Annotated in this window: 15 protein-coding genes and 1 rRNA gene; 8 read left to right on the plus strand and 8 right to left on the minus strand. The window is 68.0% G+C overall.

Annotated features, from left to right (window positions below; translation table 11 throughout):
* Nucleotides 1-108: 108 nt before the first annotated feature.
* Together ACFHYQ_RS03765 and ACFHYQ_RS03770 are read left to right on the plus strand one after the other, a co-directional pair.
* Nucleotides 109-930, plus strand: a complete 822-nt coding sequence (locus ACFHYQ_RS03765) for a TetR/AcrR family transcriptional regulator (protein WP_394299603.1) — start codon at nucleotides 109-111, stop codon at nucleotides 928-930.
* An 89-nt stretch (nucleotides 931-1,019) separates the two neighbouring features.
* On the plus strand, nucleotides 1,020-2,630 hold the full coding sequence (locus tag ACFHYQ_RS03770) for a PucR family transcriptional regulator (RefSeq protein WP_394299604.1): 1,611 nt from the start codon (nucleotides 1,020-1,022) through the stop codon (nucleotides 2,628-2,630).
* 5 nt (nucleotides 2,631-2,635) lie between these two features.
* Here ACFHYQ_RS03770 and ACFHYQ_RS03775 read toward each other — a convergent pair whose 3' ends face one another.
* From ACFHYQ_RS03775 to ACFHYQ_RS03800, 6 genes are read right to left on the minus strand one after another with little or no spacing between them, the layout of a single operon-like run.
* Nucleotides 2,636-3,376 (minus strand): SDR family NAD(P)-dependent oxidoreductase, encoded by a 741-nt coding sequence (locus ACFHYQ_RS03775; RefSeq protein ID WP_394299605.1) that lies wholly within the window; start codon nucleotides 3,374-3,376, stop codon nucleotides 2,636-2,638.
* A 49-nt stretch (nucleotides 3,377-3,425) separates the two neighbouring features.
* The gene (locus tag ACFHYQ_RS03780; RefSeq protein ID WP_394299606.1) at nucleotides 3,426-4,205 is read right to left on the minus strand and encodes an ABC transporter ATP-binding protein; all 780 of its coding nucleotides are present in this window, start codon (nucleotides 4,203-4,205) and stop codon (nucleotides 3,426-3,428) included.
* Nucleotides 4,202-6,115 carry a branched-chain amino acid ABC transporter ATP-binding protein/permease gene (locus ACFHYQ_RS03785; protein WP_394299607.1) on the minus strand — a complete coding sequence of 638 codons (1,914 nt, stop codon included), beginning with the start codon at nucleotides 6,113-6,115 and terminating at the stop codon, nucleotides 4,202-4,204. Before ACFHYQ_RS03785 ends, ACFHYQ_RS03780 begins: the two co-directional genes overlap by 4 nt.
* Nucleotides 6,116-6,117: 2 nt before the next feature.
* Complete coding sequence (locus tag ACFHYQ_RS03790; RefSeq protein WP_394299608.1) at nucleotides 6,118-6,975, minus strand: branched-chain amino acid ABC transporter permease; 858 nt, start codon at nucleotides 6,973-6,975, stop codon at nucleotides 6,118-6,120.
* Nucleotides 6,976-6,987: 12 nt separating this feature from the next.
* Entirely contained in the window at nucleotides 6,988-8,223 is a 1,236-nt protein-coding gene (locus ACFHYQ_RS03795; RefSeq protein WP_394299609.1) for an ABC transporter substrate-binding protein, read from the minus strand.
* 52 nt (nucleotides 8,224-8,275) lie between these two features.
* The gene (locus tag ACFHYQ_RS03800; protein ID WP_394299610.1) at nucleotides 8,276-9,484 is read right to left on the minus strand and encodes a DegT/DnrJ/EryC1/StrS family aminotransferase; all 1,209 of its coding nucleotides are present in this window, start codon (nucleotides 9,482-9,484) and stop codon (nucleotides 8,276-8,278) included.
* Nucleotides 9,485-9,664: 180 nt separating this feature from the next.
* On the opposite strand from ACFHYQ_RS03800, the gene ACFHYQ_RS03805 reads away from it, so the two are divergent.
* The 5 genes from ACFHYQ_RS03805 (at nucleotide 9,665) to ACFHYQ_RS03825 (ending at nucleotide 13,764) form a co-directional block, all read left to right on the plus strand.
* Nucleotides 9,665-10,126: a VOC family protein gene (locus ACFHYQ_RS03805; protein ID WP_394299611.1), complete on the plus strand. Its 462-nt coding sequence runs from the start codon at nucleotides 9,665-9,667 to the stop codon at nucleotides 10,124-10,126.
* 11 nt (nucleotides 10,127-10,137) lie between these two features.
* Nucleotides 10,138-10,893 (plus strand): SDR family NAD(P)-dependent oxidoreductase, encoded by a 756-nt coding sequence (locus ACFHYQ_RS03810; RefSeq protein ID WP_394299612.1) that lies wholly within the window; start codon nucleotides 10,138-10,140, stop codon nucleotides 10,891-10,893.
* Nucleotides 10,890-11,831, plus strand: a complete 942-nt coding sequence (locus ACFHYQ_RS03815) for an aldo/keto reductase (protein ID WP_394299613.1) — start codon at nucleotides 10,890-10,892, stop codon at nucleotides 11,829-11,831. The genes ACFHYQ_RS03810 and ACFHYQ_RS03815 overlap by 4 nt, the downstream gene beginning before the upstream one ends.
* 65 nt (nucleotides 11,832-11,896) lie before the next feature.
* Complete coding sequence (locus ACFHYQ_RS03820; RefSeq protein ID WP_394299614.1) at nucleotides 11,897-12,109, plus strand: hypothetical protein; 213 nt, start codon at nucleotides 11,897-11,899, stop codon at nucleotides 12,107-12,109.
* A 170-nt stretch (nucleotides 12,110-12,279) separates the two neighbouring features.
* On the plus strand, nucleotides 12,280-13,764 hold the full coding sequence (locus tag ACFHYQ_RS03825) for a phosphodiester glycosidase family protein (RefSeq protein ID WP_394299615.1): 1,485 nt from the start codon (nucleotides 12,280-12,282) through the stop codon (nucleotides 13,762-13,764).
* A 99-nt stretch (nucleotides 13,765-13,863) separates the two neighbouring features.
* On the opposite strand, the gene ACFHYQ_RS03830 is transcribed toward ACFHYQ_RS03825, so the two are convergent.
* Entirely contained in the window at nucleotides 13,864-14,748 is an 885-nt protein-coding gene (locus tag ACFHYQ_RS03830) for a phenylalanine 4-monooxygenase (protein ID WP_394299616.1), read from the minus strand.
* Nucleotides 14,749-14,879: 131 nt separating this feature from the next.
* Between ACFHYQ_RS03830 and ACFHYQ_RS03835 the strand changes: the two genes are divergently transcribed.
* Nucleotides 14,880-15,344, plus strand: coding sequence for an Lrp/AsnC family transcriptional regulator (locus tag ACFHYQ_RS03835; RefSeq protein ID WP_394299617.1), 465 nt, complete (start codon nucleotides 14,880-14,882; stop codon nucleotides 15,342-15,344).
* Between the two features lie 251 nt (nucleotides 15,345-15,595).
* On the opposite strand, the gene rrf is transcribed toward ACFHYQ_RS03835, so the two are convergent.
* A 5S ribosomal RNA gene (rrf, locus tag ACFHYQ_RS03840) occupies nucleotides 15,596-15,712 on the minus strand.
* Nucleotides 15,713-15,782: the final 70 nt, after the last annotated feature.

Raw genomic sequence — 15,782 nt, forward strand, 5'->3', positions numbered from 1 at the left:
CGAGATCTCTCCTTCTTATAAGCCTTCTGGTCTCGTACAGCGTTCGACCCGAGCCTCGCACACTGTACGATATTTCCCGTACGGTGTGCGAGGAAATATGCTGGGGAGATGTCGGCGAAGCCCTTCTCCTCCGTCTGGGCCCGCGAGCGCACGGAGCGGCGTGAGCAGGGACTCAGCCGTGATCAGATCGTCCGTGCCGCTATCGAGTTGCTCGATGAGGAGGGGCTCGACGGGCTCAGCATGCGTAAGCTCGGTGCGCGACTCGGCGCCGGCGCGACCAGCCTCTACTGGCATGTGGCCAACAAGGACGAGTTACTGGAACTGACCCTCGACGAGATCTACGGCGAGGTGCACGTGCCGGCGGACGCGAACTGGCGCGAAACCGCCGGGGCCGTCGCCTGGGGCCTGCGCGGGATGATCATCGCGCACCCGTGGTGCATCGGGGTCATCGGCGTGCTGCCCAGCCTTGGCCCGAACGCGATGACGGCGGTGGACCGGCTGGTGGGAGCATGCCGGCGGGCCGGGTTCCAGGGCGACGACATCGACTACGCGTTCACGGCCGTCTTCTCCTACGCCCTCGGCTCCGGCCTGCCCGAGGCGGCCTGGCGCGGCGCGAACAGGCGGTCCGGCGAGAGCCTGGGCGAAGCCCAGACCGCGATCCGCCCCATGGTGGAGCGGCTGGCCGAGCATTTTCCCAACGTGCTCGAGCGTTTCACGGCGTGCTCCTCCGCCGGCTTCGATCCCGCGACGGCGGCGCAGGTGGGCTTCGACTACGGCCTGCTCGCACTCCTCGACGGTCTGGACGCACGGCGGCTGGATCCGGAGCGGCGGCCGCCCGGCCACGGAAGCCGTCGCGTGGACGACCCCCTGTGCGAGAACAGGCGTGCGACCGGGGATGAGACCACACCTGAGACGATCGCCGGATCGTGAGCGTCCAAGCTCAAGACGCCATCCCGGTGTTCCATCTTGTCATTCGAGGCCGCATCTGCTTTACATAATGATCAGGTAGCCTCGGGGGCATGTTACCGACGGTCGCCGACGTGCTCGCGCTGGACACGGTACGGCGCGGCAACCCGCATGTGGTCGCGGGCGTCGACCGGCTGGACACCCGGGTTCGCTGGGTCCACGTGGGTGAGATCGCCGACATCGCGCATCTGCTGCGCGGTGGCGAACTCGTGCTGACCACGGGTGTCGCCCTGCCGGGCGAGCCGGGAAAGCTCGCCGAGTACGTCTCCGACCTGGCCGCCGTCGGCGCCTCGGGCCTGATCGTCGAGCTGGGCCGCAGGTTCGTACGCGAGCTGCCCCCCGCCGTTGTCAAGGCCGCCGAGGAGCACGGGCTTCCCCTGATCACGCTGGCGCGGGAGACGCCGTTCGTCCAGATCACCGAGTCGGTCCACGCGCGGATCATCGACATCCAACTGCAGGAGCTGCGGGCCTCCGAACAACTCCACGAGGTGTTCACCGAGCTGTCCGTCGAGGGCGCCGCCCCGGCCGAGGTCCTCGGCCAGGTGGCCCGCTTCTCCGGCCGCCCGGTTCTGCTGGAGAATCTGGCTCACCAGGTCCTCGCGTGCGATGCCGCCGGAGCCGACACCGGCGTCATCCTGGCCAACTGGGAGACGCGGTCCCGCTCGGTCTCGCCCACGGAGCGGACCGCCTACGACGCCGCGGCCGGCTGGCTGGTCACGATGGTCGGCGCCCGTGGGCAGGACTGGGGACGACTGATCATGTTCTGCGACGCCCCGCCCACTCCCCACGACATCGTGCTGACCGAGCGCGCGGCGACGACGCTCGCCCTCGGCCGGCTGATCGAGCGGCACCAGGAGTCCCTTGAGCGGCAGGCGCACGGCACGATAATCGCGGGCATTCTGACCCACGCCTTCTCCGATCCCGACGAGGCGGCCGCCCGGGCCCGCGCGGTCGGCGTGCCGCTCACCGGCCGCCGGCTGATCAGCGCCGTGGTCCGGCTCACCGCGCCACCCGGCACCGCGCTCGGCGAGCAGGCCCGGCTCGGCGAGTTGGCCGAGGCGACGGCCGCCGCCTGCCGGGAAGTCAAGCTCCCCGCGCTGGTCGGCGCGCTCGACCAGAGCCGGGTCGGCGTGCTGCTGCCGCTCCCGCCGCGCACGGCGGCCGAGGCGACGCTCGGTGCGCTGGCCGAGCGCCTGCGCGCCGCCTTCGCCTCTCCGTTCGTGCTGGCCGCCGGGTCCGTGGTCGAGTCGGTCAAGGATGTACGGCGCAGCTTCCTGGAGGCCGAGCAGGTCGCGGAGGTGGCGGTGCGCCAGCCCGACGGCCGGGCGTTCTACCGCCTGCCGGACCTGCGGCTGCGCGGCCTGCTGCATCTGCTGCGCGACGACGCCCGACTGCAGACGTTCGCCGAGCGCGAGTTGAGCACGCTTCTGGCGCACGACGCCCAGCGGCACGGCGACCTGACCAGGATCCTGCGGATCTACCTCGACGCGGGACGCAACAAGGCGGTCGCCGCTCAGAAGGCGCACCTGTCCCGGCCCGCCTTCTACGATCGGCTGCGGCGGCTGGAACGTGTCCTCGAAACCGACCTGGACGACGTGGAGTCGTGTCTTTCCCTGCACGTCGCCCTGCTGGCCCTGGAGACGTTCCGCCGTGAGAACCCCTGACCGCTTCAGATGCTCTGGCCGCCGTCGATGACGAAGTCCTGCCCGGTGCAGTAGCTGCTGGCATCGCTGGCCAGGAAGGCGATGAGGGCGGACACCTCGTCCGGCCGACCGGCCCGGGGGATCGGCTGGCCCGCCACCGAACCGCGTCCCGCCCGGGTCTCCTCGGAGATCATCTGCGTGTCGATCGCTCCGGGACACACACAGTTGACCCGGATCCCGTGAACACCCAGCTCCTTGGCGGCCGAACGGGTGGCACCGCGCAACGCCCACTTGGACGCTCCGTACGCGATCGCCGCCGCGTACCCGCTCAGGGCCGCCGTGGAGGCGACGTTGATGATCGAGCCGCCGCGGTCTCGCATGAGCGGCACGACGCGCTGCATGCCGAGCAGCGGACCGACCAGGTTCACGGCCAGAGCGGCTTCGATCTCACCGCGCGGCAGTCCCTCCAGGGCACCCAGCCGGTACAGCCCGGCGTTGTTCACCAGCACGTCCACCCGGCCGAAGGCCTCACGGGTGCGTGCCAGCGCCTCATCCCAGGCTTCCTCGCTGCTGACGTCCAGGGCGACGGCGAGGCTCTCTCCCGAAAGTCCGCCGGCCACGGCGGCCACGGCTTCCTGTTGAAGATCGGCGAGCACCACCCGCGCGCCCAGGCGCGAGCACAGCCGGGCATGCTCGGCGCCCTGACCTCCCGCCGCACCGGTGATGAACACGACCTTGTCGTCCAACCGCACCAATGGATCAGTCACAGCAGCCCCTCCCAAAGAGACAAATCGATCGATCTGGCAATCACGTGGTTCATTGACCAGCCCTGCCGAAGTACGCGTCACGGATCACGTGGAGGTCGTCGACCTCGTCGGCCCGAGCCGACAGGACGACCCTGCCCATGTCGATCACGGCGACGTGGTCGGCCACCCGTACGGACGCCTCGACGGCCTGCTCGACGAGGAGGATTCCGAGCCCGGTCTCCTTGAGCGACTCGACCCGCTCCATGACCTCGGACACGATCACCGGTGCGAGTCCGCCCGAGGGCTCGTCCAGGAGCAGCAGCTGGGGCTTGGCCATCAGTGCCTGACCAATGGCCAGCATCTGCTGCTGCCCGCCGGACATGCTGCCCGCGGGCAGGGTGCGCTTGCTCCCGAGCACGGGGAACAATTCGTAGATCCGCTGCACCTCGTCGCGCAGGGCCGATCGGCGCATTCCGCGCGGGTATCCGCCCAGCAGGAGGTTCTGCTCGACCGTCAACTGATGGAAGACCCGCTTGCCCTCCTGGACGTAGGCCATACCGAGCCGCACCCGTTGATGCGGGGGCATCCGGGTGACATCCCGGCCCGCGAGGTGCACGGTCCCGGCAGATGCCTTGTTGAGACCGGAAACGGCCCGCAGGGTGCTGGTCTTTCCTGCGCCGTTGCGGCCGAGCAGCACGGTCAACTGCCCGGGCCGCACTTCGAAGGAGACGTCCCATACGACCCGCAGGTCGCCGTAGCCGGTGGCCAGATTCCGGACCCGCAGAAGCGGTTCTTCCCGCTGTCTGCCGCTCCCCGGCGTGGTCGACGGCATGGTCGGCGGCGTAGTCATCGGCTCTCCCCCTCGCCGCCCGAATGGGCTTCGGTCAGTTCGGCGACCCTGGCCCTGCCCCCGGCCGACTCGGTGTCGATGCCGAGGTACTCGCTGAGCACGCGGGGGTTCTTCTCGATCGCTTCGGGCGGCCCGGAGGCGATCACCTGGCCATGGGCCAGCACGAAGATGTCATCGGCGAGGTCGAGGACGAGGCGGAAGTTGTGCTCGACCAGCACGACCGTCCCACCCGCCGCGCGGATCCGCCTGATCAGGCCGGCGAGCCTGGCGACCTCATCCTCGTCCAGGCCGGAGGCGACCTCGTCCAGCAGCAGCACTCCCGGCCGGGCGACCAGGGCTCGCGCCACCTCCAGCAGCCGCCGCATGCCCAACGGAAGCGAGGTCGCCTCCTCGTCACGCAGATGGGACATGCCGACGAGCGTGAGGGCACGCTCGGCCTCGTGCAGGTCCCCGGCCCGTACGCGGCGAAAGCGGGGCGTACGGAAAATCGCGTCGAAGACCGAGGCCCGATGTCCGCTGAACCGCCCGGAGGAGGCCGCTTCCAGGACCGTCACCCCCTCGGGGATGTTCGGGGTCTGAAAGGTACGGGCCACCCCGGCCCGGGCGACCCGGTACGGCGCGGACCCCTGCAGTTGCCGCTCCCCGACTTTGATCGTCCCAGAATCGGTCCGGTAGAAGCCGCACACCATGTTCAACAGGGTGGTCTTGCCGGAGCCGTTGGGACCGATCAGCGCGGTCACCCGGCCGGGGGGCGCGGACAGGCGGACGTCCTTGAGGGCCTGGTTTCCGCCGAAGCTCTTCGACAGCCCATCGATCTCGAGCGACGCACCCTTGATTTCATCGGTGCCGATGGCAGGAGCACCGGTGTCGTCGTGCCCGGCCGGTGCCACCGATCGCGTGGCGTTGGCTGCCTGGAGCCGCCGGTCGAGCCGCTTGACCACACCCCGGCACAGGCCGGCCAGTCCGCCCTTGAGTAGCACGCCACCGACGATCAGGAAGGCCCCGGTGAACACCAGGGCGTACTCCTTGAACTCTGTGGCCTGGTTCGGCCCGAACTGCATGATCGCCGCGCCGAGGGCCGCGCCGTACACGCTGGTGGAACCGCCCAGGATCGAGGCCGCCAGCACGGTGACCGCGACGACGAAGCCGAACGCCTCAGGCGAGATGTACAGGTCGAGGTTGGCGAACAGCGCGCCCGCGAGCCCCGCGGGGACCGCCCCCACCGCATAGGCCAGCAGCTTCATGCGGAACACCGAGATGCCCATGGAGGAGGCGAGCACCGGGCTCTTCTTCAGCACCCGGAAGGCCACGCCGTGCCGGGACACCACGATGTTCCGCATGACCGCGAACCAGACGATCGTGACAGCGACGATCACGTGATAGAAGGCATCGGCATCCAGGGCGGTGCCGAACAGGGTCGGGCCCTCGATCCCGCTCAGGCCGTTGCGCCCGCCGGTCTGCTTACTGAAGATCGCGAGAATGTCCGGTACGAGCAGGATCAGGAAGAACGACGTCATCGCCAGCGACCAGCCGCCCAGGCGCAGCCCCGGGATACCGCTGAGCAGGCCCACCAGCAGCGCGGCCGCCCCGGCGAGCAGGAACTGCAGCGTGATGTCGGTATGCCCGGCCTTGGACAGCAGCCCCGCCGTGTAGGCCCCGGCCGCGTACATGGCGGCCTGTCCCAGGGCGAGTTCCCCCGCATACCCGTGACTCAGGTTCAATCCGCTGACCAGCAGCGCGAGAACGCACGCCAGCTGGATCTGCCGGGTGGTGGCGAAGTCCAGCCCCAGGGCGGGCAAGACCAGCACGATGATCCCGACGGCCAGCGGGAAGATCCACGAGGGGATCACGCGCAGCAGCCGCCACACTTCCAGGATCGGGCCGCGGGCCGTGATCGGGCTCTGTGTCATGGTCAGACCGTCCTCTCCCGGGCGCGGACGAACAGACCCGCCGGGCGCGTCATCAGAATGACGATGAGTACGACGAAGACCGAGATGTTGGCGTACTCGCTGCCCAGGTATCGTGCGGCCAGCGCCTCGACCATGCCGACGATGAGGCCGCCCACCAGCGTCCCCGGGATCGAGCCGAACCCGCCGATCGCCACCACGACGAACCCCTTGAGAGCCAGCGAGGCGCCCAGTGTGGCCACGGCGAACGTCTTGGGCCCGACGAACAGCCCCAGCACCCCGGCCAGCGCGCCGGTGACCGCGAAGGCGCCGAATGCCAACCGCCGGACGTTCACCCCGCGCAGCATCGCCGCCTCCCGGTCCTCGGCCATGCCCAGCAGCGCCAGGCCCAGGAGCGTGCGCCTGCTGAGCCAGGCCAGCACCGCCACGATGAGGATCGTCACGACGATGAGTGCGATCTCCACCGGGTAGACCCGGCCGCCCAGCAGGGTCAGCACGCCGTCGGACCCGAAGAACGGCACCGTCAGCGGCTGCGATCCCCAGATCAGCTGCGTCACGCCGTCGATGAGGATCGACGCGCCGAGCGTCGTGACCAGCACCGCCTCGGGCTCCTTGACCGGGCGGATGGCGATGCGCTCCTCCAGCGCCGCCACCACGAAGACCGCGCCGGCGGCCATGAGCGCCACCACGACGGCGGGAAGCCGGAGGGTCACCAGGCCCGTGTACGCGACGAACGTGCCCACCATCATCAACTGCGCCTGGGCGAAGTTGAACGTCTTCGACGAGGTGAAGACGATGTTGTACCCGATCGCGACGAGTGCGTACACGGCACCGAGCGCCAGTCCGCCCCAGATCAGCGTCACGCTACCGCGACCTCACTGCCCGGACTCGCCGGGCTGGAACTGGCCGTTCTTGAGCTCCGACGGCGCGATGAAGGTGAAGGCGTCGGCTCCCACGTTCGGCTCATGTGACTGGGCGGAGAAGTTGTACCGCGGCAGGATCGCGGTCACCGCCTTCTCCTGCACGGCGGGATCCTCCAGCGCCGTCGCGATCGCCTTGGGGTCGTCGGCGGTTCCGGCCTTCTCCGCGGCGGCGGCCACGAGCGGCAGCGCGTCGTAGTTGTAGGCGTTGATCAGCGTCGAGGGGATCTCCCCCAGCGCCGTCATGGTCTTCACCGCCTCGTTGACGCGGGTGTCGGCCGGGTCGTGGCGGGTGCTGATGTAGACCTCCATCACGAGGTTCTTGACCTGGTCGGTGCCGAGCACGCCGGCCGGCGGCTTGGACGAGATCAGGCCGGTGGCCGCCATCGAGTTGTTGCCGACGACCGGGATGTCCCAGCCGAGCTTCTCCAGGCTCTTGAGCAGGTATCCGACCGGGCCGCCGTAGCCGTCCATGACCAGCGCCTCAGGATTCTTGGCCTGGATCGCCTGCAGTTGCGGCGTCATGTCCAGGGCGGCCACGTCGTATTCCTCGTTCGCCACCACGGTGATCCCGGCATCGGTGAGAGCCTTCTCGATCCGCTGCCCGAACGTCACACCGTACGCGCTGCTGCCGTGGATGACGCCGACCGACTTGTAGCCCTTCTGCTGCAGGTAGGCGACGAAGCCCTTCGCATAGTCCGTCGGCGACGCCGACAGGTCGAAGTTCAGCGGGAAGGCCGCCGGATCGGCGGAGTCCTCGGTCGGCCCGATGTTGAACGACAGGACATTGTTCTGCTTCAAGATCGGCAAAGTGGCCGCCGCGATCGTCGAGGGACCGGAGTTGAGGACCAGGTCGGGCCTGCTCTTCGAGGCGAGCGCCTCACGCAGTTTGGTCACCGCCACGGTCGGGTTGGCGCCGTCGTCGACGACGGTGATCTCGACCTTGTGCCCGAGGACGCCGCCGTTCCTGTTGACGTTCTCGGCGCCCGCCTTGGCGGAAAGGATCGAGGTCTGCGCGTTGTTCTTGAGAACGCCGTCCGCGCTCAGCCCGCCCATCACCAGCACCCGGTACGGCTCCCCGGTGCCACCGCCGGCGCCCTTGTCCGCGGACGAATCAGACGACCCGCACGCGGTGAGCGCCAGTGCCGCGCCTGCGACAAGCGCGGCCATCATGGAAAAACGACTCTTCATTCCTCACCCTCCAATGGTCTCGATGTAGCAGCCGCTTACCGCAGGGCGCCGGTCACTTCCAGCGGGAGGCGAACGTGTGAATGGCCTCGGCGATCCGGACGACCTCCGCCTCGGTCAGGCCGTGGCTCATGCCGAGCGACATGCCGCGCTCGAACACCGCGTCCGCCTCCGGCAGGCCCTCCGCGGGCTGGCGGAACTCGACGCCGTTCATCATCGGGTGCCGGGTGACGTTGCCGCTCCACACGGTGCGGGTGTCGATGCCCTGGGCCTCGATGCCCTCCTGAAGATCGCTACGGGTGAACGGAGCGTCCGCGTTGACCATCACCGGGTAGCACAGCCATGCGGTGTCGAGGTCCTCGGTCTCCACCGGCGTGGTGAAGAACTCCGGGTACGCACCGAACGCGGCGGTGTACTTGGCGAAGATCTCCTTGCGCCGCTTGAAGTTCTGCTCGAGCTTGTTGAGCTGGACGACGCCGTACGCCGCACCGACCTCGGACGGCTCGAAGTTCCACGACAGGGTGTCGAAGATGAAGTCGTTGTCGTAGTCGACGCCGTCGAGGTCCTCACGAAACACCCGGCCGATGCCGTTGTCGCCGAACAGGTTCGGCTCCGAGCGCCGGCCCCAGCGGCGCAGCAGCAGGGCCCGGTCTCGGCTCTGCTCGTCGTCCATCATCACCATGCCGCCGGTGCCGGCGGTGGTGATGATGTGCGACATCGAGAAGCTCGTGGCGGAGATGTCGGCGCGGGAACCGGTGGGAGTGCCGCGCAGGCGGGACCCCAGCGCGTCGCAGGTGTCCTCGATGACCTTCAGCCCATGCCGATCCGCGATCCCACGGATGGCGTCCCAGTCAGGGCAGTTCCCGGCCAGGTTGGGGATCAGGATGGCCCCGGTCCGATCAGAGATCAACGCCTCGATCTTGCCGGGGTCGGCGTTGAAGGTGTTCGGCAGTACATCGACGAACACCGGGACCAGGCCGGCGCGCACGATCGGGGCCACATCGGTGGAGAAGGTCAGCGGCGAGGTGATGACCTCGCTCCCTTCGGGCAGGTCGAGCAGCTCGATCGCGAGATAGAGAGCCGACGAACCCGAGTTGCACATGACGCCGTACCGCTTGCCGCTCAGCGCCGGCACCCGGGTCTCCATCTCGTGCACGTTCTTGCCGATGCGCAGACACTGGGGGCCACTGCGGAGAACGTCGACGACCGCCTGGATCTCTTCCTCACCGTGCGTCGCCCGCGCGTAGGTGATCCGTTCTTCCACGTGGTTCCTCCTTGACATTCGGTCCGCGTGAGCGGCACGGGACAGCCCCGATGACCAGCACATGGCGTGCGTTGCAAGCGCTTGGTCGGCCTGTTGCCATAGCATGCACGAGGCTGCGTCAATCAAGCAAGCATTAGGTTAATGTGATCCGACATACCTGCTGAGAAGCGAGGCAGCGCTTTGACCCTCATCCACCATGTCGGCCTCACCGTCTCCGACCTGGAGCGGTCACTCGACTTCTACATACGGCTGCTGGGCATGTCGCATCTGGGCACCTTCGAGCGGAGCGGTCCGCAGGTGGATGCCGTCACCGGCTACCCGGGGGTGGTCGTCCGCCAGGCCTTCGCTCGTCCGCTGCGCGCCGACTGCGTGGTGGAGTTACTGCAGTATGTCGGCGGGAACCCCGACCCGATCGACCCGGAGAACGGCCGTGTCGGAGCCGTGCACGTCGCGGTGGAGGTGGCCGAGCTCGACCGGACGCTGGACCGGCTCCGCGAGGAGGGCGTCATCGCCCTGTCGGACCCCATCGTGGCGGGGGTGGGCCCCATGGCCGGCTGCCGGGTCGTCTACGTGCTCGACCCCGACCGGGTGCGAGTAGAGCTCGTGGAACCCCCCACGGCCACCCCGACGCAAGCTTCCTGAGAGAGGTGTCCATGCCCAGAGAACACGCGGTCGTCACAGGCGGCAGCAGCGGGATCGGCCTGGCCGTCGTGCGGCGGCTGCTGGATCGGGGACTGGCCGTGACCGTCCTTGACATGCAGCCGATGAACGCCGCCGACCTGCCCGACGGGGTGCTGCGGTCCTTCGAGGTCGACGTCACCCGCGAACTCGACGTACGAGCGGCCCTGGCCGCGTCCGCCGGGACGGCGGGAGTCCCGACTCGCCTGGTGACCAGCCACGGCATCCGGGGAGAGTACAAGCCCGCCCTGGAGCTCGATCTGAACGCCTACCGGCGGGTGCTCGACGTCCACCTCGTCGGAACCCTGGTCGCGGCCCGGGCGCTCGTCGCCGGACTGTCGGAACGCGACGCCGGGAGCGGCGACCGCTCCGAGCGCGGATCGATCGTGACCATCTCGTCGACGACGGCCTACCGGGGGTGGGCCAACCAGGCCGACTACGGCGTCGCCAAGGCGGCCATCGCGCAGTTGACGCAGAACCTCGCGATCGAGTGGGCCCCGCTCGGCGTCCGGGTCAACAGCGTCGCGCCGGGGCACACGCTGACCCCCATGGTCCAGGAGATGATCGACCAGGGATACGACGTGTCGGCCACCGAGGCACGCACCCCGCTGGGGCGCCTGTGCACTCCAGACGAGATGGCCGCGGCGATCGAGTTCCTGCTGCTCGGCGCCGCGTTCTCCACCGGAGTCTGCATGCCGGTGGACGGCGGCTGGACGGCAGTGGGCAAATGACCGATTCTCACAGTAGGACCCGCCGGATCGGCGACCTGGCGGTCTCCGCGATCGGGCTGGGCGCGATGACCTTGACCCAGGTCCGCGGCTATGACGAGAAGCAGAGCATCCAAACCGTGCACGCCGCCCTGGACGCGGGCGTGACCCTGCTCGACACCGCGGACGTGTACGGCCCGGCCGGCGGCGGAGACGGCGTGAACGAGTTGATCGTCGCCAAGGCCCTGCGGCACTACCCCGGTTCGACCGAGCACGTGGTGGTGGCGACCAAAGGCGGCCATCTGCGCTTCCCCGAAACCGACACCTGGTGGATCGACGGCGGGCCCGAGCACCTGCGCCGCGCCTGCGTGGCATCCCTGCGCCGACTCGGCTACGACGCCCTCCCGCTTTATCAGCACCACCGCCCGGACCCGCGGGTGCCGTACGCGGAGAGCATGGGCGCTCTGAAAGCACTGCATGACGAGGGACTCGTCGTACGCGTGGGCATCTCCAATGCGAGCGTGGCACAGGTTCGGCTGGCCCACGAGATCCTCGGCGAGGCTCTGGTATCGGTCCAGAACGAGCACTCGCCCCGCGTGCGGACCAGCGAACCCGTGGTCAGACTGTGTGAGGAGCTTGGCCTGGCCTTCCTCTCCTGGGGGCCGTTCGGCGGGATGCGCGCGGCGAAGGGTCTCGGCTCGGAGTGCGAGGCTTTCGACGACGTGGCGGTCGCGCGAGGAGTGAGCCCCCAGCGGGTCTCCCTCGCATGGCAGCTGCACACGTCGCCCGTGATCATTCCGATCCCGGGAGCGAGCCGGCCCGCGTCCATCCTCGACTCGCTGGCCGCGACCGACCTCGACCTCACGACCGAAGAGCTCGAACGGCTGAACGGCCGAGTGGTGCGTGACGAGCGGCGCGTAGATGGAACACACCAGAAGGCAGATCTGCATCCCCGGGTATAAAAGCTATGACACCGGCTACCCTGTGTAGGCTCGTACTCACGGGGCGAATCGTGTTTGCTCGAAGAGTGCAGCGCAGAGTCGAACCTCAAGTCAGCCCGGCGATCGTCGTGCGCGCCCTGTCCGCCCGTTTCCCCAAGTGGACGATCTGGTGGGGCCAGGCCACGATGCGCTACTGGGGCATGTCCCGCCGCCGCAACGGCACTCTGATCCACGTCGAGGCCCGATCCGCCCAGGACTTCGTACGGCAGGCCCGGGAGATCGACACCCACACGCCCTAGCCGTACCGTTCGTTCCGAAAATCGACCATTTACGCTGATTATTCGTTTTATGGGGCTTTGTGGGAAAGTCGGGGTCAATTCTGTTGCTTTTTTGGCGTTTTGCCGCATCTTGCGTCCTGTCCTCGCCACGATGGTCCGATCAAGGATCATCACGCGGAGAGAGGGAACGCATGAGACGCCGCCTGGCCATGGCAGCCACCGCCTTGGCCGTGACGATGACCACCTTCTCGGCCCCGGCACTCGCCGATTCCGTCGCCGGCCTTCCGACGACGGAGTTCCCCCTCGGCGTACCGGGGATCCCGAAGTCGACGGCCAAGAGCCTCGCCCCCGGCATCAGCTATTTCGTGCTGAAACACGGCAAGTCGGAGGACGGCTACACCGTGAGCGTGGTGGTCTCGGGCAAGGACTTCATGTCCGAGACCACCGCCCAGGCTCAGGCGGAGGCGGTCCAGGCGGCAGGACTGGAACCCACGATCGTGAAGTTCACCAGGCCCGCCGTAGCCGACTACCCGGCGGCCGACTACTGGATGGTACGCGTAGGCAACTGGCCGCTGGACGAGAAGGCCGCGGCGGCCAAGGTCGTCAAACAGCTCAAGGAAGCCGGCATATCCGCCAAGGTCGACTGGCAGGGCGACGACGGGTTCGCCACCACCGGCCCGTGGAGCATCCGGGTCATCACCGTCGACCCTCGGACGTTCCGGGGGTCGTTCCAGTCCTCGCTCGGCAAGAGCACCGCCAAACGGGAGAAGGTCTCGGAAATGGCCGCTTCGGCCAAGGCCATCGCCGCGGTCAACGGCGGGTTCTTCGACATCCACACACTGCCGGCATTCCGCGGGGATCCCACCGGGATCTCGGTCGTCGGCGGCGAACTCCTCAGCGAGGCGGTACCCGGCCGCGTCGGGCTGGTGTTCCAGGGGCGTACGGCACGCATCACCGAACTGTCCTCCACGGTGGTCGCACGGTCGAGCAGCGGATCCGCCGTACAGGTGACCGGCGTCAACCGCGTACCCAAACCGGACGAGCTCGTCATGTACACCGAGGAGCTCGGCCAGGCGACGCCCAAGGACGACGGCGCCGAGGCCGTGCTGGACGCATCGGGCCAGGTTGTGGCGGTCCGCTCGGCGGGCGGCAAGGGCGGCAGGGTCGTCCCGGGTACCCGGGTGCTGCACGGCGTCGGCGCCGCGGCGGACTGGCTCTGGGAATACGCCACGGAAGGCTCGACCGTCCGGGTCACGACGACAGTCACGGACCTGAGGACCAGGAGGACCATCCCGCTGACCCCGCAGACCAACATCATCGGCGGAGCGATCGGCCTCGTCCGCGGCGGCCACATCTCGATCACCGCCTCCCGCGACGGCATGGCGAACGTCAACATGATCGTGCGGCGTCACCCGCGCACGCTCGCCGGAGTCACGAGCAGCGGCAAGCTGATCATCGCGGTCGTCGATGGACGCGATCCCGGCAAGACAGTCGGCGCATCCTTCTTCGAGGCGGCCGCGCTCATGAAGTGGCTGGGCGCGCGTGACGCGATCAATCTCGACGGCGGCGGCTCAACCGCGATGGTGATCGGCAAGAAGGTCGTCAACCACCCGTCCGACGGCGCCGAGCGAGCCGTCGGAGACGCGCTGCTCATCGTCGGCCCCAGCGCCCGCTGACCCTACCCGGCCCAGGCCGTCCGGGGGTGACCTCCCGACCCCACCCCAGGATCACCGATGATCGATGACAGAGAGCGTGCTTCGAAAGGGCCGTGGCGATCAAACGGCCGAGACAAGCCGGGCGACGGCGTCGTCGTCGCAGGTGTCCCAGAACGCGCCGACGACGTCCTCGAGATGGTCGAGCGAGGCCGCCGCGAAGAGCACCTCCTGATATTTCGTGATGTCGTACTGCGTGGTGCCCATCGCGGAAAGATCGAGCGGACGGATGTCCATCCCACGAAACTCCTCGATCTCGCCATAGGAGCTGAGGATGCCCGCGCCGTACGCCTTGAGCTCGGCCCCCTCCCACATGACGCCGAACTCCAGTGTGAACCAGAACACCTTGGAGACGAACTCCAACGCCTCATCCGTCTCCACCCGACGTGCGGCCCGACCCGCCAACCGGTACAGCTCGGCGAAACGGGATGACGCGAGCGTGCTCGCATGCCCGATCACCTCATGGATGATGTCCGGTTCCGGGGTGTAAAAGGGCACCGAGTGGTGCCGGATGTACTGGGTGGAGTGGAACAGGCCATCCGCCAGCACACCGTAGAAATCCCGCAGCGGGACCAGCCCCGCCGCCGGCAGATAACGGAATCCGGTGATCGGCGCAAGCAGCTCGCCGACCTCCTGGAGCTGCGGTACGCGATCCCTGGGCAGACCCAGTCGTTCAGCCGCGGCGAGGAACTCCCGCACCGCGTACATACGGTGCTTCACCGCCAGTTCGCTGGTGACGAGCGCCCAGACGTGGTGCTCCTCGGCGGTGTAGTCGACATGCGGGATGGGCTCCCCCCGCGTGTGGTTGAGCGCCAGCGCGGCGATCGCGTTACGACGCTCGCGATAGACGGCGTCCGCGAACCCCGGGTGGCTCTTGGCCAGCTCGACGACAACGGATCCGTCGTCACGCGTCTCTACCGGGGCGAAGTACTGTGCTTCCTCGAACATACTTCTATATGACAGCAAGACGCGGTTTGGCTGGCAAGAGTGACCAATCAAAGTGGGCGAGATGCTCAATATCAGGTATTCCCTGGGTCTTTCACTGGTCGATTCGATCAGAGAAGCGTACTCTCGAACCCATGCTGGATTCGCTCGACAGCCGCCTGCTTGTCGCCATGCGCGCCAACCCCAGAATCGGACTCACCGAACTCGCCCGACTACTCGGCGTCGCCCGAGGCACAGTCCAGGCAAGGCTGGAGAAGCTCACCGGGCGCGGAGTGATCAGCGACTTCGGGCCCACCGTCGTGACCGAGCAGATCGGTTACCCAATCCTCGCATTCGCTTCCCTTCAGATCGCTCAGGGCAAGCTCACCGAGGCCGTACACACCCTGGCCGAGATCCCTGAGATCCTGGAGGTATACGGCACCAGTGGCCAGGCCGACCTGCTCTGCCGGGTTGTCGCACACAGCACGCCGCACCTACAGGAGATCATCGCGCGGATTCTCGCATCCCCGGCTATCCAGCGAACCGACACGACGATCGCGCTCTCCACCCAGATCCCCTTCCGCATCGAACCCCTCCTCACCGCTGCCGTCAGGGGATAGAACTGCGGCAGCGAAGGCGGATTGATCAAGTAGTGACAAGAAGCATCAACTAACCCGCCAAGACTTCGCCACGCCGGTAGCGGGGCGTGCTGGTGGCTGGGGAGTGATGAACGGTGGGGTCTGCTGTGACCGGGGGTCTCGGGCACGGTCCTACGTCGGCCGGCGCATCCGCCCGACCTGCCCCCCCGGGGGGAACACCCCCAGAAACACGTGGAGGCCACCCCACAAGGGATGGCCTCCACAAAAAGATTGTCCGGCGGCGTCCTACTCTCCCACACCCCCACGGGTGCAGTACCATCGGCGCTGGAAGGCTTAACTTCCGGGTTCGGAATGTAACCGGGTGTTTCCCAACCGCTAAAACCGCCGTAACCCCATTGAACAAACAACCACTGGTTGCTGTTCGAAAATCACATAGTGGACGCAAGCAAGAAAGCCTTG

This window comes from Sphaerimonospora cavernae, assembly GCF_042435035.1.
In the GTDB taxonomy this organism is placed as follows: Bacteria; Actinomycetota; Actinomycetes; order Streptosporangiales; family Streptosporangiaceae; genus Sphaerimonospora; species Sphaerimonospora cavernae.

Coding starts and splice junctions, on each gene's coding strand:
- ACFHYQ_RS03815 (WP_394299613.1), top strand. CDS start 10,890: ATGACCGATTCTCACAGTAGGACCCGCCGGATCGGCGACCTGGCGGTC.
- ACFHYQ_RS03785 (WP_394299607.1), bottom strand. CDS start 6,115: ATGACACAGAGCCCGATCACGGCCCGCGGCCCGATCCTGGAAGTGTGG.
- ACFHYQ_RS03830 (WP_394299616.1), bottom strand. CDS start 14,748: ATGTTCGAGGAAGCACAGTACTTCGCCCCGGTAGAGACGCGTGACGAC.
- ACFHYQ_RS03770 (WP_394299604.1), top strand. CDS start 1,020: ATGTTACCGACGGTCGCCGACGTGCTCGCGCTGGACACGGTACGGCGC.
- ACFHYQ_RS03780 (WP_394299606.1), bottom strand. CDS start 4,205: ATGACTACGCCGCCGACCATGCCGTCGACCACGCCGGGGAGCGGCAGA.
- ACFHYQ_RS03825 (WP_394299615.1), top strand. CDS start 12,280: ATGAGACGCCGCCTGGCCATGGCAGCCACCGCCTTGGCCGTGACGATG.
- ACFHYQ_RS03810 (WP_394299612.1), top strand. CDS start 10,138: ATGCCCAGAGAACACGCGGTCGTCACAGGCGGCAGCAGCGGGATCGGC.
- ACFHYQ_RS03835 (WP_394299617.1), top strand. CDS start 14,880: ATGCTGGATTCGCTCGACAGCCGCCTGCTTGTCGCCATGCGCGCCAAC.
- ACFHYQ_RS03765 (WP_394299603.1), top strand. CDS start 109: ATGTCGGCGAAGCCCTTCTCCTCCGTCTGGGCCCGCGAGCGCACGGAG.
- ACFHYQ_RS03795 (WP_394299609.1), bottom strand. CDS start 8,223: ATGAAGAGTCGTTTTTCCATGATGGCCGCGCTTGTCGCAGGCGCGGCA.